This window comes from Novosphingobium acidiphilum DSM 19966, from assembly GCF_000429005.1.
GTDB lineage: Bacteria > Pseudomonadota > Alphaproteobacteria > Sphingomonadales > Sphingomonadaceae > Novosphingobium > Novosphingobium acidiphilum.
In genome coordinates this window covers 279,217-300,322 of record NZ_AUBA01000002.1, presented here as the reverse complement: position 1 = coordinate 300,322, position 21,106 = coordinate 279,217, and the positions used below count along the sequence as shown (strand labels likewise).

Here is a 21,106-nt window from a genome sequence, read left to right as displayed (position 1 = left end):
GATCAGCTGTGGATCAAAACTGCCAGCGCGGTCGCGCGGCACATCGATCTCGATCTTGCCAGTGGCCGTCGACACCGTTTTGCGCCCGTAGCCATTGCGGGTGTTGTCCGCCTCAGCTTCGTCGCCCAAGTGAAAATCCATCTCGGCGTTTAACGCCCGCTCGGCCAAGGCCTTCTTGAGCGCATTGACCAATTCGCCAGAATTCAGTGCGACTGCCGCATCGCCGCCGGCCAGCAATTGGTCGAGCAGGTCATCGGGAATCGCAGGGGCTTTGCGTCGTGCCATAAAGGGTCTCCTTTTTACCCATTATGCCACCCCGCACACGAAATTCCTGACACTGCCAGGGCATGAAGCTGGAGCCGCACTGCGTTGCCCCTCATCGTGCGGCACGACAGCCGGGTCCATTTGACCGCGTTCTTGCCCTCCTTGATATACTGCTCCGCCGTGCCACGCTGGTTGTAGAACACCACGACTCGATCGGCACCGCGCGCGAGGTTGGTGACGATGAAGCCGACGCGCGGATAAAGCTCGCCCGGGTGCCATTCAACCTTGGCAACCACCCGCCGTTTCCGGCTCCATGATCCGGCCTGATAGCGAAAGCTGGCGTAGAGCCGCCGAACATGGCTGGGTGGCCGCCCCACCGGACGCTTGAGCAGATGGGCGATCTGGCGCTGGAGTGCCGGGTTGGCCTTGAGGCGGATGGCGTAGTTGTAACCCTCCGCCTCCAGGAAGTCGTAAAGGTCAGGCAGCGCGAAGGCGGCATCACCCCGGAAGAACCTCCGTTTGATCGCGCCGCCGCGATAACGCGCCACCACCGGTTCCAACACATCGCGCCAGCCATCGGCGCTGTGCACGTTGCCAGAGCGCAGTGAACATCGCTCCAGATCGCCGAACTGATTGAACACGAACAACGGATGATAGCAGGTGCAGCCGAAGTGGCCGTTGTAGGCGGTGCCTTCCTGCTCGCCATGCGTGGGGCTTACGCTGCTGTCCATGTCGAGCACCACGACATTGGTCGGGCGGCCGGCATGCACCACGTCGATCCACCGGCCCGACAGATCGGCGAGCGCCGTGACATTGGCTTCTTTGGCCAGAACCTCGGTCTCGAAACGCCCCATCTGACTGGTCGAGGCAGCCTGTCCCATCACGGCCTGCCCACCCACGATCCAGCGCATCGCCGGGTCAACCCCGAGCCGGTCGGCGTCGTTGACGTCCTCGTAGCCTGCGAGCCGCCCGAACACTGATTGCCGGAACTGCGCCATCAGGCTGTGCCTGCTATTCCGGCCCGTCCTGCTATCGGCCAGTGCATCCCCAGCCATGCCCGTCAGGCCCAGCGCGTCATCAAGTTCCCGAAAGGCCAGCAAGCCGGCATCCGAAGTGATCCGCGACCCGTGAAACTCCAACCTCAGGCGGCGGTCAAAATCGACCCGCAAATCACCCGTTTCCGCTTCACCCGCCGGGTGCGCCATAAAATCAGCCCTCAAGACCAAATATCATGCTGATATTGCTACACTATACTGCCAAAATTGCCAGATTTTCCCATTCGCATCTGGGAAATGTGGGTTAAGTGCAGCGTCACCGTAATTCCCGGGTTATTGAATTGTTTCTACTAAAGCGCAGGTTCGCGTCAAAAATTGTCGTATCGTCAGCCTTTGATCGCATCCGGGCCGCTTCGACAGTGAGCATGCACAGGGGGCGGCCTGCGGGCTTGACGCAGCGCTTGCGCAATCTGGCGCGGCCCCTCCACCAGCTTCGCTGGTCCCCCTCCCCGGTTCGGGGAGGATTTTCGCACTGCCTATCCCGCCTGTGTCAGCTTGCCGGTCAGGATGACCGGGCCGGTCGGCAGGCCGGTGGGTGAGCCGCCCAGGGGTTCGACCGATACGGCAATCGTGGCGTCCTTGTTCAGCAGGCCGGCCACGGTGCCGGGCGCGGTGCGCCAGACCGGGTGATCGGCGGGCAGCACGCCCAGCGAACGCGGCACGCCGTCGGCGGGGATGACCCACAGTTGCGCGGTGTGTTTGGCATCCAGGCCCAGCTTGCCGGTCGATACGGTCAGCGTTTTTGCGCCCGGATCGAACGCCACGCTGACCACGCCGGGCTGGCCTTGCAGCATTGCCACCATCGGTGCGGCAGGGGCGGGGGCCTGCGCCACGATCGCAGAGGCGGGCGCAGCGGGTTGGCGCTGGGTGTTCAGCCACACGGCGCTGCCAACCGCCACCACCAGCGCGACACTGGCGGCCATCGTGGCAAAGCGCCAGCGCGCCACATCGCGGTTAAGGCGTGTCACCGTGTCGTTGGCGGGCAGACGCCGCTCGATCGCCTGCCACACCCGCGCGGGCGGGGTTTCGGCGGCATCGGCAAACAGCGCCATGGCATACCCGAACCAGCGCGCATGCGCCGCGCCGAACGCGGGATCGGTGTGCAGCAGGCGCGCGGCGCGATCGGCCTCGGTGGGGTCGATCAGGCCAAAGGCCAGCTCGGCGGCCAGGATTTCGGGATCGTCGTCGCCATGGGGCTCGGTCATGCCAGGCACTCTTTCAATCGGATCAGCGCGCGGCGGATGCGGCTTTTGATGGTGCCAAGCGGGCGTGCGGTACGCTCGGCCAGGTCGGAATAGCTTGCCCCGTCGAAAAACGCAGTGCGGATCAGGCGCTGGTCGGTCGCCTCCAGCGTGCCCAGGCAATGGTGCACGCGGCGCGCATCGTCGTTGGCGGCCAGGATGTCTTCGGCCAGGGGTGCCGTGTCGACGATATCATCGTCCAGCTCGATCGGTTCGTCGTGCCTGCCGCGCCGCATCCGCAGCCGGTCAAGCGAACGGTTGCGCGCGATCGTGCCCAGCCAGGTCATCGCCGATCCGCGCGCAGGGTCGAATTGCCCCGCTTTGTGCCACACCGTCAGGAATACGTCCTGCAAGGTTTCTTCGGCTTCCTGCCGGGTTTCCAGCATGCGCAGGCAGATGCCGAACAGCCGCGGGCTGGCGCGGCGGTACAGGTCGGCAAAGGCATCGCGGTCGCCCAGGCTGACCTGCACCAGCGCCTGGCCCAATCCCCCGTCAACGGAGCGCGGCGAAAGGCTCATCGCCGCGCTCCGTCATTGCCAACCTGCCGCATGCCCGTGCCTCCATTGCTGCCCAGCACCCTGATACGGACAGGATGAAGATGTGGATGCAACGCAGGCAAAGTAATCCTGATCATCATCCCGGCCAACGGGTTATTTGGTCACGATATCCTTGTGCATCGGGGCCAGCGCCGCCAGCAGCCGGTTTTGTGCCGGAAACGGGATGTGCCGCTGGTTCATCGCGATCTGCAATTCTTCGACCAGCGCATAGAACGCGCCTTCGGTGACCTGCAGCCCGCGATGCGATTCCGCCATGCTGCGGCCTTCATAGGTGCACGGGCCGTTCAGCACGACGCAGAACTGTTGCACCAGCAGATGCTTGATCCGCGCCTGGTCGGCATGTTCGAAAAACGGCCGGGTGCGCGGATTGACCAGCCAGCGGTTCATCGCATCGTCCATCAGCGCGGTCAGGCCATCCTTGCCGCCAAATTCGGTATAAGTGTGATCGCCGCCATGGACATGCGGCAGCGTGGGGTAATGGTCCACCGGCGCGTCGGCAGCGACAGGCGTGGTGGACAGGGCGAGCGCAAGAAAAAACGGAAGCATATGCAGATATCCTGTGTCTGGATTGGGGGGGGAATCAGAAGCCGGCCTGCAACGACAAATACGCGGCATGCTGGCCGCGCAGCGCGATCTGGCCCAGATCGGCATAGGCGGCGGTGACCGAGAGATGGCGATCCACCGCATAGGCGACAAACCCGTCCCAGGCGGCCTGTTCCTTGAACGTGGTGCCGCCAAGCGCACCTTCCAGCTGGTTGGGCTTGGTGCGCACTTCGCCGCCCACGGCCAGCTTGCGCGTGATCAGATAGGCGGCCGATCCTTCGAATTCGGCCTTGTACGCCATGTCGGTATGGCCCAGCCCGCCAAATCCCAGAATGCCGTACTGGTTGGCGCGGGTCAGCCGCACCGTGCCGTTGACCAGCAGGCTCTGGCCCAGGAACAGCTTGGTCGCGGCAAGGTAGAAATCGGTATCGGCGCGTTTCAGCCCCAGCGCGCCGCCCACCACGGTGGTGTCATCGTTGATCTTGTGTTCGGCACCGACCGAAATCTGCGGCAGCAGCGTGTTCTGATCGAGCACGGCATTGCCGATCAGCCGCAGTTTGGCACCGATGATGGTCTGGCTGATGGTGTAATCGTTGCCCAGGCCCAGCGCACCCGCCAGCGCGCGCAAGTGAAAATTCTGCCGCGCCAGCGACACTTCGATGCGGTCGCCGAAATTGGCCGAGGCGCCATAGGCATACAGGCGGAAATCCTGCGTCGAAACCCCGGTGCCAAACGCCTGCAGGCCCACTTCGTGCTGCGCGCCATAACCGCCGATCAGCGCCCAGGGCACCAGGCCCCCGCCGCCGGCGCCTTCGATGGTGGACACCCCGCCGGTCAGCAGCAGGCGCGCGCCGCCATCGGCAATCAGATTGGTATCACGGCCCGGTGCGCTGTCGGCGGGCATTGTGGCCGCGGCGCCGGCCTGGTCGGCGGGCGCCGGCGCATCGGCCCACGCAGGCGCCGTCCAGGCCAGGCCCAGCGCGGCCAGCGCGGTGCCGACGCGTCGCACGCGCGTGGATGGTCGAAACAGATCGGTTTTGTGCATTGCGTGTTTCCCCACATGGCGCCGGGCAAGCTGGTCCGACCGGTTCGGACAGTCCTTGCCGCGGCTGCTTGGCGAAACGGGATACGCAGCGATCGGTGCAGCGGATGCATCGGCGATCGCGATCGCCCCACAAGAAGCTTGCCCTGTCCAAAGGGGAAGTGGCAGGCAGGCGCAGTGGCGGGGCCGATCCTGCCGATTGTCCCACGCGGAGCCCTTTGTGCCTGAAACCACGCCCTCGAAAACCCCGGTCCCGGCCGGATCGCTGGCCATCGCCGCGCTGTCGACCGTGGTCGAATGGTATGATTTCACGCTGTATCTCTATTTCGCGACGGTGTTGTCGCGGGTGTTCTATGGCGGGGGGCAGGGCTCGGTCGCGCTGGTGTTGTTCGGGTTTCTGCTGGCCTATGGCATGCGGCCGCTGGGCGCGGTGCTGCTGGGCATGTTTGGCGATCGGCATGGCCGCCGCCGTGCGATGATGGTGTCGATGGCGGTGATGACCGTGGCGATGGCGCTGACCGCCTGCCTGCCGACGCGCGCGGTGGCGGGGCCGGTGGCGGGGTGGTTGCTGTTCACCCTGCGCTGCCTGATGGCGTTTGCGGTGGGCGGCGAATACACCGGGGTGGTCGCCTATCTGGTGGAAAGCGCGCCGGTGGCGCGGCGCGGCTTGATCGCTTCGCTGGCATCGGCGGCCAGCGAAGTGGGCGCACTGCTGGCGGCGGCGGTCAGTGCCGTGGTCGTGATGTCGATCCCGCATGCCGCACTGGATGACTGGGGCTGGCGCGTGCCCTTTGCGATTGGCGCCGCGCTGGCCGGCACCATCTGGATCGGGCGTTCGTTCATGGCGGAATCGCCCGAATTCCTGTCGGCAGAGGCGCAAGGCGTGCTGTCGGCGCATCCGCTGGCGCGCGCGGTCGGCGCCGAACGCGCAGGCGTGTTGCGCGGCTTTGCCATTTCGGCGCTGGGTTCGATCAGCTATTACGTCGGGCTGACCTATGTGCCCACGTTTCTGGTGGCGATCCATGCGATGACCGAGGCTGCGGCGTTGTGGCTGTCGACGCTGGCCGCGCTGATGATGATCGTGATCACCCCGCTGGCGGGGCTGATGTCCGACCGGTTCGGGCGCAAGCCGATGCTGATCGGGATTGCGGTGGCCGGCGCCTGCGTGCCGACCGCGCTGTTTCCGCTGATGGCGCATGGCGGCGCCGGGCTGGCGCTGGGCGGCGCGCTGGTGCTGGCGGCGATCAGCGGCGCGTGGAGCGCGGTGGCGGCCGCGGCCACCGCCGAACAGTTTACCGGCGCTGCGCGGCTGTCGGGGTTGGCGCTGGGGGTAACATCGGCCACGGCCGTATTTGGCGGGGTCTCGCCCTGGCTGGCGCAGATTTCGCTGACTTTGACCGGGGGCGTATGGGCGCCGGGCGCGATGATTGCGGTGGTGGCGGCGTGCGTGGTGCCGGTGTTGCTGATGATGCCCGAAACCGCGCCGCGGGTGGTGGCGGGTGCCAACCGCAGGCGTTGAATATATCGCAACAGGCGCGACACGGTGTTGCATTTTTGTTACTTAATTGTTGCAAAAATGCGTACATTACCCCGTGCACCCCCGCAGACGATTGACTGAAAATCCCTTGCGCCTAGGCAGCAGGGTATCTGGCACGGTGCACAGGCAACCGCCTGCGCATCGTGGGATACCACAGACATGGGGGATAAAATGTCCACATTTTCAAATAACAAGCGCAGCCTGCTGGCTGCCCTGAGCGCCGCCACGGCGATCGGTTCGTTCGGCGTGGCCGATCTGGCACTGGCCCAGACTGCGCCTGCCGCACCGGCTGCTGCTGCGCCTGTATCGGATGACGGCGGCGCACAGATCGTTGTGCTGGGATCGCGTCGCAACGACCGCACCTCGACCAACTCGGCCTCGCCGATCGACATCATCAGCAGCAAGGAACTGGGCACCCAGGCCGCATCGAACCTGCTCGACGTCGTCAAGAACGTCGTGCCGTCGCTGTATGTGCCGCAGAATGCGATTTCGGACGCATCGACGTTCGTGCACTCGCCTTCGCTGCGCGGATTGCCGGCCGACGAAACGCTGGTCATGCTGAATGGCAAGCGCCTCAACCGTTCGGCGCTGGTGCAGGTCTATTCGGGTGGCGACACCGGGCTTGGCTATGGTTCGCAAGGGTCGGACATCGGTTCGATCCCGACGATCGCGGTCAAGAGCCTGGAAGTGTTGCGCGATGGCGCGACCGCCCAGTACGGCTCTGACGCGATTGCCGGCGTGATGAACTATGGCCTGCGCGACAACGACCACGGCGTCGAAGTGCAGGGCCGTTATGGCCAGTATTATGACCATGGCGATGGCAAAAGCTACCAGATCGCGGCCAATGCCGGGTTCAAGCTGGGCGACGTCGGCTTTGCCAACCTGTCGGGCGAATACAACGACGATGGCCAGACCAGCCGCGGCCAGACGCGTCCGACTGCGTTGGCCTATGCCGCGCAGAACCCGGGCAACGTCGGCGCGCTGCCGTATTATCCGCTGCCTGCGCAAGTCTGGGGCAACTCGCCCACGCATGGCTGGAAAGTGCTGCTGAATTCCGGGCTCGACATTTCCGACACCGCGAAGTTCTATGTGATCGCCAACGCGTCGCACAGCCACACCGAGGAAAGCTTCAACTATCGCGCCTCGACCGATGCGGTGCTCGATCCGACCGGCACGACGCTGCAGTCGCACTATGCGCCGGGCGATATCGTGATGTGCGCGCGCAATTTCCTGAACTACAGCGCAACACCCGGCAACGATGCCAATGGCTGCGCCACCACGCAGGACCCATACTTCCACAACCTTTATCCGGCAGGGTTTACCCCGGTGTTTGTCGGCGTGGTCGAAGAACTTTATGCCGTGACCGGCGTCAAGGGCAACGCGGGCCAGCTGACCTATGATGTGTCGGTGTCGGCCAGCAGGAATTCGCTCGACCTGTCGATGCACAATTCGCTGAACACCGCGTTCAGCCCCAACAACCCGAGCTCGGACGCGCCGTACAACACGACAACGCAGACCAGCTTCAACTTCGGCCGTCAGGCGCAGAAGGAAACCAACGCCAACCTCGATCTGACCTATCCGGTCGAAGTCGGGTTTGCCAAGCCGATCACGCTGTCGGGTGGCCTTGAATACCGCAAGGAAACCTATCAGCTCGGCGTGTCGGATTTCCAGGCCTACGCCCAGGGCGGTGCATCGGGTTACGGCGGGGTCAGCCCCAGCCAGGCCGGCAGCTGGAGCCAGAGCAACGTCGCCATTTATGGCGGTGCGGAAACCGATATCACGTCCAACTGGACGGTCGGCACCGCCGGGCGTTACGAACATTACAACACGTTCGGTTCGGCGACCGTTGGCAAGATCAACACCCGGTATGAATTCATTCCCGGCTTCGCCCTTCGCGGCACCGTCGGCACCGGGTTCCACGCACCGTCGCCCGGGCAGGAGCACAACTCGACGCTGACCACCAATTTCATTGGCGGCAACTCGATCCAGACCGGCACGTTCCCGGTCGACAGCTCGGCGTCGGAATATTACGGCGCCAAGCCGCTGACCCCGGAAAAGTCGACCAACTTCGGCGTGGGCTTTACCGCCAAGCCGGTAAGCGGCCTGTCGCTGACGGTTGACTATTACAACATCAAGGTCCGCAACCGCATCTTCGTGTCCGAACCGTTCACGATCACCTCGGCCGATCTGCTGGCCAATCCGTCGCTGGCGGCTGTGGGTCTTGGCGGCAACGTCAGCTACTTCACCAACGGCCTCAGCACGCTGACCCGCGGTATCGACGTGGTGGCAAGCTATGGCACCACGTTTGCCGATGGCCGCCTGAACCTGACGCTGGCTTACAACCACAACCAGAACGCGGTGACTTCGGCCAACGACAACGTGGTCAACGCGGCGCAGATCTCGGTGATCCGCAACCTTGCACCGCACGATGTCGCGCACTTCAGCGCGAATTACACGCACAGCAAATGGTCGCTGACCCTGCGCGAAAACTACTACGGTTCGTGGAGCGATGCGGTTGACTACGGCACCGCCGACGGCGTCTCGGGCGCCAATGGCGGATCGCTGCAGGTGTTCGGTGCCAAGGCGACGACCGACCTTGACATCACCTACAACTTTGCATCGCAATTTGCGCTGACACTGGGTGCGAACAACCTGTTCAACACCTTCCCGGACAAGCTCAACGCCAGCTCGCAGGGGATCTACCCGATCACCGGCGGCGGTTCTGACGGCCAGGTCTACCCGCGCAATGGCGGACCTTTCGGCATGAACGGCGGCTTCTGGTATGTCCGCGCAACCGTGAAGTATTGATCCTTCGGGTTCATCCGGCACGTTTTTGAAAGGGGGGCTTCGGCCCCCCTTTTTTTGTGCGCAACCCACAGGTGATTCGAGGCTTGACCGGCAGGGGCCTTCGCGACACGAGGGGCAGATGATCGATTCAGCCCTTTTTCGCAGCGTGCTTGGCGCCTATCCCACCGGCGTGGTCGTCATCACGGCCGTTGATGCGGCCGGGCTGCGGCACGGCCTGGTGATCGGGTCGTTCACGTCGATTTCGCTCGATCCGCCGCTGGTCGGGTTTTTCCCCGACCGGCGATCGCGCTCATGGGCTGCGATTGCGCCGGTGGGCCGGTTTTGCGTCAATGTGCTGGGGTCGGACCAGCTCGACCTGTGCCGGCGATTTGCCGCGCGGGCCGACGACAAATTTGCCGATCTGGCGCATGGCCACACGCCATCGGGCCAGCCTTTGCTGGAAAACGCGATCGCGTGGATCGATTGCGCGGTTGAACGCGTGACCGACGTGGGCGATCATTTCCTGGTGGTCGGCGCGGTTGAGGCGCTGGGGCGTCGCGATGCGGGCACGCCGCTGCTGTTCTTTGGCGGACAATACCACGATCTGGCCGAAATACCGGCCTGAGCAGCGCGGCGCAGTTTCATCGGCACATTTTTTCGGCACGTTTGACCTGGGTCAACGTGCGGCGTCTTTGCACCTGTCAAAACGGTTTTCGACGGAACAGCCGGCGGTCACTATCCTCGATCACGGGCCGTTTCGCCGATTTCTCCCCAACTCGGGCGGCCGGCGATCCCGGCCGCCCCATTTTCGTGGCGCACAGGCAAATTCGCCAACGTTGGCCAAAGGTTGAATTGTCGCCAGCCCAAACGTTTGATACCGTGCCCGTTATGTCATCTTGCAAAACATGTATCGTCCGGAACCGTGCCATCTGTGCAGGTCTGGAAGACCGCGAACTGGTGGCGTTGAACGCCATGGGCCGCCGCCGCAATGTTGCCGCGGGCGAACCGCTGATCTGGGAGGATGACGATTCGCTCGTTGTCGCCAATGTGATCGAAGGTGTGCTGAAAATGACCACCTCGACCGAGGACGGGCGCGAACAGATTGTCGGCGTTGCCTATCCGTCGGATTTCATTGGTCGACCATTTGGCCAGACCAGCCGGGCCAGCGTGGTTGCCCTGACCGATGCGCGGGTCTGCGTGTTTGCGCGCAACGATTTTGACCGCTTTGCGCGCGAACACCCCGAACTGGAACACAAGCTGCTGGAACGCACGCTGGCCGAGCTTGATCGCACGCGCAGCTGGATGATGCTGCTGGGGCGCAAGACCGCGTCGGAAAAGATCGCGACGTTCCTGCTCGATATGTCCGAACGGTTTGGCGAAACCGGCTGCGCCACGACGCTGACCCCGGCGCGGCGCTTTGCGCTGCCGTTTTCGCGCCAGCAGGTGGCCGATCTGCTGGGCCTGACGATCGAAACCGTCAGCCGCCAGTTCACCCGGCTGAAAGCCGATGGCGTAATCGGCCTGCCTTCGCGGCGCGAAGTCGAAGTGCTGGATCGCCGCGCGCTGGTCGTGCTTGCCGGGTAACATCACCGGTAAAGCGGCGGGTGGACCAAGCGCGAAGGATCCCAGACTTCGCCTTGTCCCACCCGCCTCCCCGGGAATGACCGCGGGGATCTGGGGGCCGGACCCTAGAACCGATAGCTGACCCCTGCGCTCAACACCCAGGGATCAAGCTTGTGCTGCGTGCTCAGCACATTGGCGCTGCCGGCGTAGAAATTGGCGGTGGTATCGACCCAGTATTTCTTGGCATCGAGGCTTAGGCCATAACCGGTCTTGCCGATCGGGATGTCGACCCCGGCCTGCGCGGCTATGCCCAGATTGCTCGACATCGACACTTTGGTCACGCCAAGCGCGGTGGCCGTATCGCCCGGGCGTTCACCCATCACCAGATACAGCGAAGGTCCCACGCCGACATAAGGCCTGATCGGCCCGAGCGGCAGATGGTATTTTACCGTCACGGTTGCCGGAATGATCAGAACATGATTGACCAGATTGGTTCCATTCAGCGACCCGCTGCCATCCACATGGTGCGCGGTGATGCCTGCAATGGTTTCCACCGAGATGGTCCGGGTTAAGAAATATTCGACAGCCACGGTCGGCGTCACGGTGTTGCTGGCATAAGTCTGGGGCGCGCTGAAGGCCGCCATGCTTGCCAAAGACGGATCGATCGATCTGACCTGGCTGATCTTGCCATCGGGGATGACCGCTGTGGCCAGCAGCTTTATCTGCCATTTTCCATCGGGTTGGTCATCAGCCAGCGCCGGGGCGGCAAAGGCCAGAACCGGGGTGGCAAGCAAAAGTCCCAAGGCAAGGCGCGCACGTGTGGTCATCTTAGTTGTCCTGCTGCCGCGCCTTGCCAACCCCTCGTTGGCCCGATTGCCGGTCGCGACGATGCCAGGCTGATGCGGCAATCGGCTGCGGCCCACATTGACGGAGCGCAAATTTGCAGCCTCCGATCAAATTTCCATTATGGTTAAATTCTGATGCCACGCATCGCGGTGGCGAATTGACCGGGGTCAATGCGCGCGCGCCATCGGGCGGGCAGGGCCGGTCGCAGGAACGGCTATGGAAGGGACGGGTCCATGGAATTGGTGTTGATGCGCGCGGGCGTCTGGTTTGCCGCGATGGTGCTGGCGATCATGGCCAGCGCGCTGGCGGTGGACTGGGGATTTGGCGTGCACATGGTGATCTGTGCGGCGGCTGCGGCCATCGCGCTGATCGTCACATTGCGCGGGGGCGATTTCGATGCGGCATCGCGCAGCGTGCTGCGGTCGCCCATGCCCGGCCGATACGACGACGAAGTGATCCGCTGGGCGGTGATTGCCACGGTGTTCTGTGGCATGGCGGGGTTTTTGGCGGGGTTGTATATCGCGCTGGAAATGGCGTTTCCGGCGCTGAACTTCGGCATCGAATATATCGCCTTTGGCCGCCTGCGCCCGCTGCACACGTCGGCCGTCATCTTTGCCTTTGGCGGCAACGCCCTGATCGCAACGTCGTTCTATGTGGTTCAGCGCACCTGCCGGGCCAGGCTGGCGTTCCCCGGTCTCGCCCGTTTCGTGTTCTGGGGGTATCAGCTGTTCATCGTGCTGGCCGCCACCGGCTATCTGATGGGGATCACCCAGGGCAAGGAATATGCCGAGCCCGAATGGTATGTCGATATCTGGCTGACGGTGGTCTGGGTCAGTTATCTGGCGGTGTTCGTGTTCACGATCCTGCGCCGATCCGAACCGCATATCTATGTGGCCAACTGGTTCTATCTGGCGTTCATCCTGACCGTGGCGATGCTGCATCTGGTCAACAATGCGGCGATCCCGGTCAGCTGGTTCGGCAGCAGGTCGATCTCGGTTGCAGGTGGCGTGCAGGGCGCGCTGATCGAATGGTGGTATGGCCATAATGCGGTCGGCTTTTTCCTGACGGCCGGGTTCCTGGGCATGATGTACTATTTCGTGCCCAAGCAGGCCGAACGCCCGGTCTATTCGTATCGCCTGTCGATCATCCATTTCTGGGCGCTGATCTTCCTTTATATCTGGGCCGGTCCGCACCACCTGCATTACACCGCGCTGCCCGACTGGGCGCAGACGCTGGGCATGGTGTTTTCGCTGATGCTGTGGATGCCCAGCTGGGGCGGGATGATCAACGGGCTCATGACGCTGAACGGTGCGTGGGACAAACTGCGCACCGATCCGATCCTGCGCATGTTCGTGATGAGCCTGGCCTTTTACGGCATGAGCACCTTCGAAGGCCCGATGATGAGCATCAAGTCGGTCAATTCGCTGTCGCATTACAGCGACTGGACGATCGGCCACGTCCATTCGGGCGCGCTTGGCTGGAACGGCATGGTCACCTTTGGCGCGCTGTATTACCTGGTGCCGCGCCTGTGGAACCGCACCCGGATGTATTCGGTGCGCATGATCAACTGGCATTTCTGGCTGGCGACGCTGGGCATCGTTTTCTACGCCGACAGCATGTGGGTGGCCGGCCTGACCGAGGGCCTGATGTGGCGCGAATACGGTGCTGATGGCTATCTGGTCAATTCGTTCGCCGAAACCGTGGCCGCGGTGCACCCGATGTATGTGCTGCGCTGCTTTGGCGGGCTGCTTTACCTGACCGGCGCCTCGATCATGACCTGGAATATCGGACGCACCATTGCGGGCCATGCGCTGCGTCCCGAACCCGCGTTCGGTGGCATCGCCTTCGACCCCGCCAAAGACGTGCCGTTGACCCCGGCCACAGCCGTCTGACCTGAAGGAGCACGACCCATGGCAATCTCATTCCTTCAGCGCCACAAGATGATCGAGCGCAATATCACGCTGCTGGCGGCGCTGGCATTCGGCGCTGTGACCATCGGCGGCATCGTCGAAATCGCCCCGCTGTTCTGGATCGACAACACGATCGAGAAAGTCCAGGGCATGCGGCCCTATACCCCGCTCGAACAGGCCGGTCGCGACATCTACATCCGCGAAGGCTGCTATCTGTGCCACAGCCAGATGATCCGCCCGTTCCGCGACGAGACCGAACGCTATGGCCATTACAGCCTGGCCGCGGAATCGATGTACGACCATCCGTTCCAGTGGGGATCGAAACGCACCGGCCCCGATCTGGCGCGCGTGGGCGGCAAATATTCGGATGCCTGGCATGTCCAGCATCTGAAGGACCCGCGCTCGGTCGTGCCCGAATCGATCATGCCCACCTATCAGTTCCTGGCCACGCGGGACCTTGATGCCGGTGACATGCGCGCCGAGACCAAAGTGCTGTCCGAGGTTGGCGTGCCTTATACGCAACAGGACATCGCCAGGGCCAATGCCGATCTGGCCGCCCAGGCCGATCCGCAGGCCGACGCGACCGATCTGAAAAAACGCTATCCCAAGGCGCAGGCGCGCGATTTTGACGGCGATCCCAGGCGCCTGACCGAGATGGACGCGCTGGTCGCCTATCTGCAGGTGCTGGGCACCATGGTCGATACCGGTGCGCCCGCCGCGCAGGAAAAGCTGGCGAAGGAGAAGGGCCGATGAACGCCGCATCGACATACGACACGCTGCGCGCGCTGGCCGACAGCTGGGGCCTGGCCGCAATGGCGGTGGTGTTTCTCGTGCTGTGCCTGTGGCCGTTCCGCCCCGGCGCACGCAATGCCGCGGACAGGGCCGCCAATTCGATCTTCGAGGATGAACACGATGGTGCATGATCATGACCAGGCCGGCCCCGACACCGGCAAAACATCGCGCCTGGACGAGGCGACGGGGACGCACACCGTCGGCCACGAATGGGACGGGATCGAAGAACTCGACACGCCGCTGCCGCGCTGGTGGCTGATCCTGTTCTATCTGTGCATTGTGTTTGCGATTGTTTACGTCATTCTCTATCCGGCCTTGCCCGGATTGCGCGGGGCCACGCCGGGTGTGCTCGGCTGGACCAGCCGCGGCGCGCTGGCCGCCGATATCAAGACGGCCGATGCCGGCCATGCGGCGGTGCGCGCGGCGATCGCGGCCATGCCGGTTGAGGACCTGGTGAAAAATCCGGTGCTGCAACGCGCCGCAATCGAGGGCGGGCGCGCCGCGTTCAAACAGAACTGCGTGCAATGCCACGGCGCGGGTGCGGCGGGCAGCAAAGGGTATCCCAACCTCAACGACGATGACTGGCTGTGGGGCGGCGATATCGGCGCGATCGCACAGACCTTGCAGCACGGCATCCGTTATCCGGGCGATGACGCCACCCGCATCAGCCAGATGCCCGCGTTTGGCCACGATGGGATCCTGACCCCGGCACAAGTCCAGGACGTGGTCAGTCATGTCCGCGTGATCAGCCATCAAGAGGCGGTATCGGCGGCATCCCAGCGCGGCGCTGCGATCTTTGCCCAGAATTGCGCGGTGTGTCACGGCGCCAACGGCGAAGGCGGGCGGCAGGTCGGGGCGCCACGGCTGAATGATGCGATCTGGCTGTACGGCGGGGATCGTGCTGCGCTGACCGAAACGGTGACCAATGCGCGCGCCGGGGTCATGCCCGCCTGGCAGCAACGGCTCGATCCGGTGACCATCAAGATGCTGGCCGCCTATGTCCATTCGCTCGGCGGGGGCGAAACATCGCCTGCGGCCAGATAACCCGAAAAAGGCCCGCCAGTCATGATTGCGACCGATCCCAGGCTCGCTGAACCGACCCACGGGGACACGCCACAGCTTTATGCCAAACGCGTTCCCGTTTTTCCCCGCAAGATCGATGGACCTTTTCGCCGGTTCAAATGGGCGGTCATGGTGGCCTGCCTTGCGGTTTACTGGGTAACGCCGTGGTTGCGGTGGAACCGCGGCGCGTTTGCGCCCGATCAGGCGGTGCTGGTCGATCTGGCGCACCGGCGGTTCTACATGTTTGCCATCGAGATCTGGCCGCACGAATTCTATTTCGTGGCCGGTTTGCTGATCATGGCCGGCATCGGGCTGTTCCTGGTGACCAGCGTGGTCGGGCGCGCGTGGTGCGGCTATGCCTGTCCGCAGACCGTGTGGACCGATCTGTACCAGCATATCGACCGGTTGATCGATGGCGATCGCAACGCCCAGCTGCGGCTGCATAATGCGCCATGGACCGGCTCAAAGCTTGCGCGGCGGCTGCTGAAATGGTCGGTCTGGCTGGTGGTTGCGTTCATGACCGGTGGCGCGTGGATCTTCTATTTTGCCGACGCGCCGACCTTGCAGCGCCAGTTCTGGACCGGCGTCGCCGATCCGGTGGCCTATATCACCGTGGGCCTTTTGACGCTGACCACGTTCGTGCTTGGCGGGTTCATGCGTGAACAGGTGTGCATCTATATGTGCCCCTGGCCGCGCATCCAGTCGGCCATGCTCGATGAAAAATCGCTGCTGGTGACGTACAAGCACTGGCGTGGCGAACCGCGCGGCTCGCTCAAGACCGCGCATCGCCACCTAGAGACCGGGCTTGCCGCGGTGGGCGATTGCATTGACTGTCATCAGTGTCAGGCGGTCTGCCCCACCGGCATCGACATTCGCGACGGGGCGCAGATCGGTTGCATCACGTGCGGCCTGTGCATCGATGCCTGCGACAAGGCGATGGCGCAGATCGGACGCCCGCGCGGGCTGATCGATTACTGCACGCTTGAAGATTCGGCGCGCGAAGCCCGGGGCCAGGCCGATACGCCGGTGCTGAAGACCATTCTGCGCCCCCGCACGCTGATCTATTTCGGCGTTTGGGCGGCGATCGGGATGGGCCTGCTGTTCATGCTGGGCACGCGCACGCGGCTGACGCTGTCGGTCGCCAAGGATCGCAACCCCGACTATGTCCAGCTGTCGGGCGGGGCGGTGCGCGACGGGTTCACCGTAAAGCTGCGCAATATGGAAGATCGCCCGCGCCGCGTGACGGTGGCCACCGCCGGCATTTCCGGCGCGCGGATCTTTACCGACGACATGGACGATCATGCCGCGCGCGGCGCGCTTGCCATGGTGGTGCCGGCCGACACCACCTTGCGCCTGCGGCTCTATCTGCTGGGTCCCAAAGGCGCAAAGCCGGGCGCGGTTTTGTTCCAGCTCAAGGCAACCGATCGCGAAGGCGGGCAGGATCAGGTCCGCTCAACATTTTCCACCCCGGAAGGAAACGGACAATGATCCCCCAAGCTTTGGCGCAGCGCCCACGTCGCCCCTTTTCCGGGTGGCACATGCTGGCGATCCTGGTGGCCTTTTTCGGCGTGGTGCTTGTGGTCAATCTGGTCATGGCGCGGCTGGCGCTGTCGACGTTCAGCGGCGAAGTGGTCGAAAATTCCTATGTCGCCAGCCAGCGTTTCAACGGCTGGCTCGATCAGGCCAAGGCCGAACGCGTGCTTGGATGGAAGGCTGGCCTGTCGGTGACCGACAACATCCTGCAGGTGGCGATCACCGACAATGCCGGGCAGCCTGTTCCCCATGCGCAGGTTTCGGCACATGCCACCCATCCGCTGGGTGCAGACACCGATCTGGTCCTGCGCTTTGCCGAGGCGCGGCCGGGGATCTACACCACGACTTTGCCTGCCGGCCGGTGGCAGATCCACCTGCTGGCACGCGCCGGTGGCCATGACTGGCATCATGTGGCCGAAGTCACCGCACAGGCAGGTCAGTGACCGCCGCGGCCCTGCCGCGCGCGCCCGGCGCGGGGCAGGCAACGGCACCCGTGCACACCGTGATGGTCGTGCCGGCCATGCATTGCGCCGGATGCATGGCCAAAGTCGAACGCACGCTGGGCCGGATCGACGGGGTGGTATCGGCACGCGTCAATCTGACCGCGCGGCAGGTCGATGTGGCGCATGATGACAGGGTCTGCGTGCCCGATCTGGTGGCCGCGCTGGCGCTGATCGGATTCGACGCGCAACCGCGGATCGATCTGGCCGAACCGGTGTCGGCGGTGCGCCCGTTGCTGGCGCCGCTGGCGGTGGCGGCGTTTGCGTGCATGAATGTCATGCTGTTGTCGGTATCGGTGTGGTCGGGGGCTGATGGACCGACACGCGCGCTGTTTCACTGGCTGTCGGCGATGATCGGGGTGCCCGCGATCGTCTTTGCGGGGCGGCCGTTCTTTGCCTCGGCCTGGGGCGCGGTGCGGCGCGGATCGACCAATATGGACGTGCCGATTGCGATCGGGGTGATCCTGGCGACAGCACTTTCGGTGCATGAAACGATCACCGGCGGGCCCGAGGCGTGGTTTGACGGCACGCTGATGCTGTTGCTGTTCCTGCTGGCGGGGCGCGCGCTGGATGCGATGATGCGCGATCGCGCGCGCGCCGGGGTCGATGCGCTGCTGCGCCAGGCGCCGGGCGGGGCGATGGTGGTCGATGCCCAAGGGGCCGCCACCTGGCGCGCAGTGACCGATCTGGCGCCGGGCATGGTGATGCGCGTGGCCAGCGGCGAACGGCTGGCCGCCGATGGCGCAATCGTGTGTGGGGCCAGCCGTTTCGACCAGTCGCTGCTGACCGGCGAAAGCGCTGCGGTGCCGGGCAACCCTGGCGATCGGGTTCTGGCCGGCACGCTCAATCTGGAAAATCCGGTCGATGTGCGCGTGACCGCCAGCGGTCAGGACACGTCGCTGGCCGAAATCGCGCGTCTGATGGCTGTCGCGGGGCAAGCGCGATCGCGCTATGTGCGCGTGGCCGATCGCGCTTCGCGGCTCTATGCGCCGGTGGTGCACACGCTGGCGGTGCTGGCCTTTGCGGGGTGGCTGGCAGCAGGCGCCGGGCTGCACCAGTCGCTGGTGATCGCGATTTCGGTGCTGATCATCACGTGCCCTTGTGCACTGGGATTGGCGGTGCCGGTGGCGCAAGTCGTGGCGACGGGCGCGTTGTTGCGAAGGGGCGTGCTGGTCAAGGACGGATCTGCGCTCGAACGTCTGGCCGAAGTGGACCACGCCCTGATCGACAAGACCGGCACGCTGACATTCGGGCGGCCCGTTCCCGATGCGGCCAGCCTGGATATGCTGCATGGTGATGAAGCGTCCGTGGCGCTGGCGCTGGCCAGTCACAGCCGCCACCCGCTGTCGGTGGCATTGACCCAGGCGCTGGGGTTGCGCGGCGTGCGCGCGGTCGATCTGACCGACGTGGCCGAAATTGCCGGGCGCGGGATGACCGCGCGGCGCGGCGCGATGGTGGTCACGCTGGGACGCGCGGCGGGCGCTGACGGCATGGCCACCGCCCTGACCACGCCGGGCAATCCGGTCCGGATCATCCGCTTTGCCGACGCATTGCGCCCCGACTGGCACCAGGCGCTTGCGCGCCTGCGCGCGTTGCATGTCGAATGCGCGATCCTGTCGGGCGACAATGCCGCTGCGGTTGCAGAGGTGGCGCAGATCACCGGCCTGCCGGCGCGCGCAGCGGTCAGCCCGGCCGACAAGCAGGCCGCGATTGCCGCGCTGCAGGCGACGGGCGCCACGGTGCTGATGGTGGGCGACGGGCTGAACGACGGGCCCGCGCTGGCGGCGGCCAATGCCTCGATCGCGCCGGGCAGCGCCAGCGATGTCGGGCGCCAGGCGGCGGATCTGGTGTTTACAGGCGTTTCGCTGCTGGCCGTGCCGCGCGCCATCGGTGCGGCCCGCGCCACGATGCGCGTGGTGCGGCAGAATTTCGTGCTGGCGATTGCCTACAACCTGCTGGCGGTGCCGCTGGCGATGGCCGGGCTGGTCACGCCGCTGGTCGCGGCTGTGGCGATGAGCACGTCTTCGCTGCTGGTGATCGCCAATTCGCTGCGGCTGGCAGGCACGATCCGATGACGTCGCTGGCGCTGCTGATCCCGATCGCGCTGCTGATGGGAATGATGGGGCTGGCCGCGTTCTTCTGGGCGCTGCGCCGCGGACAATTCAGCGATCTGGATGGCGCGGCGGCGCGGATCCTGATCGAGGATGATGATCGGGATGCACCATGACGCGGGCAAAGCCATGGGTCGCGGGCGGGCTTGGGCTGCTGGCGCTGGCGCAGATGACCGCGCCGGCGCCGGTTGGCGCGCGTGTCGTCATGGTGGCGCTGTGTGGCGACGTTGCCGGCCGTGCGGTGCCGATCCGCCTGCCGGGCAAGGGCGATGCGCCGCCGGGCGCGCCGTGTTGCAAGATTTGTCATAGCGCAATGCGCAAGCGCGGCGCGGGCAATAGCTGTTGCGACGGAGAGGACCCCACCGATGCAACCTGAACGCTTTGCCGACTGGATCTATCATCCCGAATTGCTGGCGCAGGCGGTGCCGCGCTACACCAGCTATCCCACCGCGGCCGAATTCAACGAACAGGATCTGGCGCAGGACCAGCATGATGCGCTCAAAGCGGTGCGCGGCGATGTCTCGTTGTATCTGCACATCCCGTTCTGCCACGAAATTTGCTGGTATTGCGGGTGCAACACCAGTGCGGCCAATCGCACCGCGCGCGTCGCGTCGTATCTCGACGCGCTCCATTGCGAAATCGTCGCGGTGTCGCGGTTGCTGCCCCCGTCGGTGCGGGTGTCGCGCATCGCGTTCGGCGGTGGCAGCCCGAACGCGATCCAGCCGCACGAACTGGTGCGGCTGGTCGATGCGCTGCTGGTCAATTTTCGCGTGCCGTGGCCGGTGTTTTCGATCGAGCTCGATCCGCGCAGCCTGACACCGGCCTGGCTGACCGCGATCCGCGGCATCGGCATCATCAAGGCCAGCCTGGGGGTGCAGACGTTCGACCCGCGCGTGCAGGCCGCGATCGGCCGGGTGCAACCGCGCGATGATATCGCCCGCGCGGTTGACGGTCTGCGCACAAGCGGCGTCGATTCGATCAATTTCGACCTGATGTATGGCCTGCCGTTTCAGGACGATGCAGTGCTGGCCCAGACCCTGGACGAGGCGGCGGCCCTGGGTGCAGATCGCATCGCGCTGTTCGGGTATGCCCATGTGCCGCACATGATCGCACGCCAGCGGCGGATCGATGCCAGCGAATTGCCCGATCAACGCGCGCGGTTTCGCATGGCGGCCCACGGCCATGCGCGGCTGGTCGACGCAGGGTATCAGCCGGTCGGCTTTGATCATTTCGGCAAGCCTGGCGATGGCCTGGCCCAGGCGGCGCTGGCGGGAACGCTGCGGCGCAATTTCCAGGGCTTTACCGACGATCAGGCGCCGGTGCTGCTGGGCCTGGGATCGACAGCGATCAGCCAGTTTGACGGGGCGTTCGTGCAGAACGAAAAGAACACCGGGCGTTATCGCATGCTGGCCAGTGCGGGCGTGCTGACCGGCCGGCGCGGCACCGTGCGCAGCAACGAGGATCATCGGCGCGGCGGCGTGATCGAGGCCCTGCTGTGCCGGGGCGAGGCGCAGATCGATGCCGACCTGCGGACAGCGGCCCTGGCGCGGCTGGCGCCCTTTGCGGCGCGCGGCTTGATCGCGTGGGACAACGATCGTCTGATCCTGCAACGCGGCAGCGAGCCCTATGCCCGATCGATCGCGGCGGTGTTCGATGCCTATCGCAGCGGCGAGCGGCGCTTCAGTTCGGCGGTCTGAGATCAGGGAATAAGTATGCGGTCGCGTTGTTTGCGGCTGCACAACAGGCAGTTGCAGTCTAGTTTC

The 21,106-nt window shown here is 64.7% G+C and carries 20 protein-coding genes and 1 pseudogene; 14 read left to right on the top strand and 7 right to left on the bottom strand.

The features are described 5' to 3' along the window. The 6 genes and pseudogenes from G404_RS0102760 to G404_RS0102735 all read right to left on the bottom strand — a co-directional run. The coding region (locus G404_RS0102760; protein WP_028639736.1) for a transposase at window positions 1–285 on the bottom strand (285 nt) is incomplete at its 3' end. A gap of 53 nt (window positions 286–338) precedes the next feature. After that, a pseudogene (locus G404_RS17825) lies at window positions 339–1,469 on the bottom strand (IS1380 family transposase); the annotation flags it as partial. Between the two features lie 326 nt (window positions 1,470–1,795). Next, window positions 1,796–2,524, bottom strand: a complete 729-nt coding sequence (locus G404_RS0102750; protein WP_036520072.1) for an anti-sigma factor — start codon at window positions 2,522–2,524, stop codon at window positions 1,796–1,798. Next, window positions 2,521–3,078, bottom strand: a complete 558-nt coding sequence (locus tag G404_RS0102745; protein ID WP_028639734.1) for a sigma-70 family RNA polymerase sigma factor — start codon at window positions 3,076–3,078, stop codon at window positions 2,521–2,523. The genes G404_RS0102750 and G404_RS0102745 overlap by 4 nt, the downstream gene beginning before the upstream one ends. A 132-nt stretch (window positions 3,079–3,210) precedes the next feature. Next, entirely contained in the window at window positions 3,211–3,663 is a 453-nt protein-coding gene (locus tag G404_RS0102740; protein ID WP_051280050.1) for a group I truncated hemoglobin, read from the bottom strand. A gap of 34 nt (window positions 3,664–3,697) precedes the next feature. Continuing rightward, window positions 3,698–4,669: a DUF3034 family protein gene (locus G404_RS0102735; protein ID WP_169719675.1), complete on the bottom strand. Its 972-nt coding sequence runs from the start codon at window positions 4,667–4,669 to the stop codon at window positions 3,698–3,700. 253 nt (window positions 4,670–4,922) lie between these two features. Between G404_RS0102735 and G404_RS0102730 the strand changes: the two genes are divergently transcribed. From G404_RS0102730 to G404_RS0102715, 4 genes are all read left to right on the top strand, one after another. Then, complete coding sequence (locus tag G404_RS0102730; protein ID WP_245584355.1) at window positions 4,923–6,221, top strand: MFS transporter; 1,299 nt, start codon at window positions 4,923–4,925, stop codon at window positions 6,219–6,221. A 189-nt stretch (window positions 6,222–6,410) separates the two neighbouring features. After that, the gene (locus G404_RS0102725; RefSeq protein ID WP_036520068.1) at window positions 6,411–9,047 is read left to right on the top strand and encodes a TonB-dependent receptor plug domain-containing protein; all 2,637 of its coding nucleotides are present in this window, start codon (window positions 6,411–6,413) and stop codon (window positions 9,045–9,047) included. A gap of 118 nt (window positions 9,048–9,165) precedes the next feature. After that, window positions 9,166–9,651 (top strand): flavin reductase family protein, encoded by a 486-nt coding sequence (locus G404_RS0102720; RefSeq protein ID WP_028639729.1) that lies wholly within the window; start codon window positions 9,166–9,168, stop codon window positions 9,649–9,651. Between the two features lie 263 nt (window positions 9,652–9,914). Continuing rightward, entirely contained in the window at window positions 9,915–10,610 is a 696-nt protein-coding gene (locus tag G404_RS0102715) for a Crp/Fnr family transcriptional regulator (protein WP_028639728.1), read from the top strand. A gap of 104 nt (window positions 10,611–10,714) precedes the next feature. On the opposite strand, the gene G404_RS0102710 is transcribed toward G404_RS0102715, so the two are convergent. Continuing rightward, a complete protein-coding gene (locus G404_RS0102710; protein ID WP_036520065.1) occupies window positions 10,715–11,416 on the bottom strand; it encodes an OmpW/AlkL family protein in 702 nt (233 codons plus the stop codon). 252 nt (window positions 11,417–11,668) lie between these two features. On the opposite strand from G404_RS0102710, the gene ccoN reads away from it, so the two are divergent. From ccoN to hemN, 10 genes are all read left to right on the top strand, one after another. Then, the gene (gene ccoN / locus G404_RS0102705) at window positions 11,669–13,327 is read left to right on the top strand and encodes a cytochrome-c oxidase, cbb3-type subunit I (RefSeq protein ID WP_028639726.1); all 1,659 of its coding nucleotides are present in this window, start codon (window positions 11,669–11,671) and stop codon (window positions 13,325–13,327) included. Between the two features lie 18 nt (window positions 13,328–13,345). Beyond that, complete coding sequence (gene ccoO / locus G404_RS0102700) at window positions 13,346–14,098, top strand: cytochrome-c oxidase, cbb3-type subunit II (protein ID WP_028639725.1); 753 nt, start codon at window positions 13,346–13,348, stop codon at window positions 14,096–14,098. Further along, entirely contained in the window at window positions 14,095–14,268 is a 174-nt protein-coding gene (locus G404_RS0102695) for a CcoQ/FixQ family Cbb3-type cytochrome c oxidase assembly chaperone (protein WP_028639724.1), read from the top strand. The genes ccoO and G404_RS0102695 overlap by 4 nt, the downstream gene beginning before the upstream one ends. Next, window positions 14,258–15,181 carry a cytochrome-c oxidase, cbb3-type subunit III gene (ccoP, locus tag G404_RS0102690; protein ID WP_051280063.1) on the top strand — a complete coding sequence of 308 codons (924 nt, stop codon included), beginning with the start codon at window positions 14,258–14,260 and terminating at the stop codon, window positions 15,179–15,181. The genes G404_RS0102695 and ccoP overlap by 11 nt, the downstream gene beginning before the upstream one ends. A gap of 21 nt (window positions 15,182–15,202) precedes the next feature. Continuing rightward, complete coding sequence (gene ccoG / locus G404_RS0102685) at window positions 15,203–16,687, top strand: cytochrome c oxidase accessory protein CcoG (protein WP_028639722.1); 1,485 nt, start codon at window positions 15,203–15,205, stop codon at window positions 16,685–16,687. Further along, window positions 16,684–17,175, top strand: a complete 492-nt coding sequence (locus G404_RS0102680) for a FixH family protein (protein ID WP_028639721.1) — start codon at window positions 16,684–16,686, stop codon at window positions 17,173–17,175. Before ccoG ends, G404_RS0102680 begins: the two co-directional genes overlap by 4 nt. Before the next feature lie 62 nt (window positions 17,176–17,237). Continuing rightward, the gene (locus G404_RS0102675; protein WP_036520149.1) at window positions 17,238–19,307 is read left to right on the top strand and encodes a heavy metal translocating P-type ATPase; all 2,070 of its coding nucleotides are present in this window, start codon (window positions 17,238–17,240) and stop codon (window positions 19,305–19,307) included. Beyond that, entirely contained in the window at window positions 19,304–19,459 is a 156-nt protein-coding gene (gene ccoS, locus G404_RS0102670; protein ID WP_028639719.1) for a cbb3-type cytochrome oxidase assembly protein CcoS, read from the top strand. The genes G404_RS0102675 and ccoS overlap by 4 nt, the downstream gene beginning before the upstream one ends. Further along, window positions 19,456–19,719: a hypothetical protein gene (locus tag G404_RS0102665; RefSeq protein WP_028639718.1), complete on the top strand. Its 264-nt coding sequence runs from the start codon at window positions 19,456–19,458 to the stop codon at window positions 19,717–19,719. Before ccoS ends, G404_RS0102665 begins: the two co-directional genes overlap by 4 nt. Next, the gene (gene hemN, locus G404_RS0102660; protein WP_028639717.1) at window positions 19,709–21,040 is read left to right on the top strand and encodes an oxygen-independent coproporphyrinogen III oxidase; all 1,332 of its coding nucleotides are present in this window, start codon (window positions 19,709–19,711) and stop codon (window positions 21,038–21,040) included. The genes G404_RS0102665 and hemN overlap by 11 nt, the downstream gene beginning before the upstream one ends. Window positions 21,041–21,106: the final 66 nt, after the last annotated feature.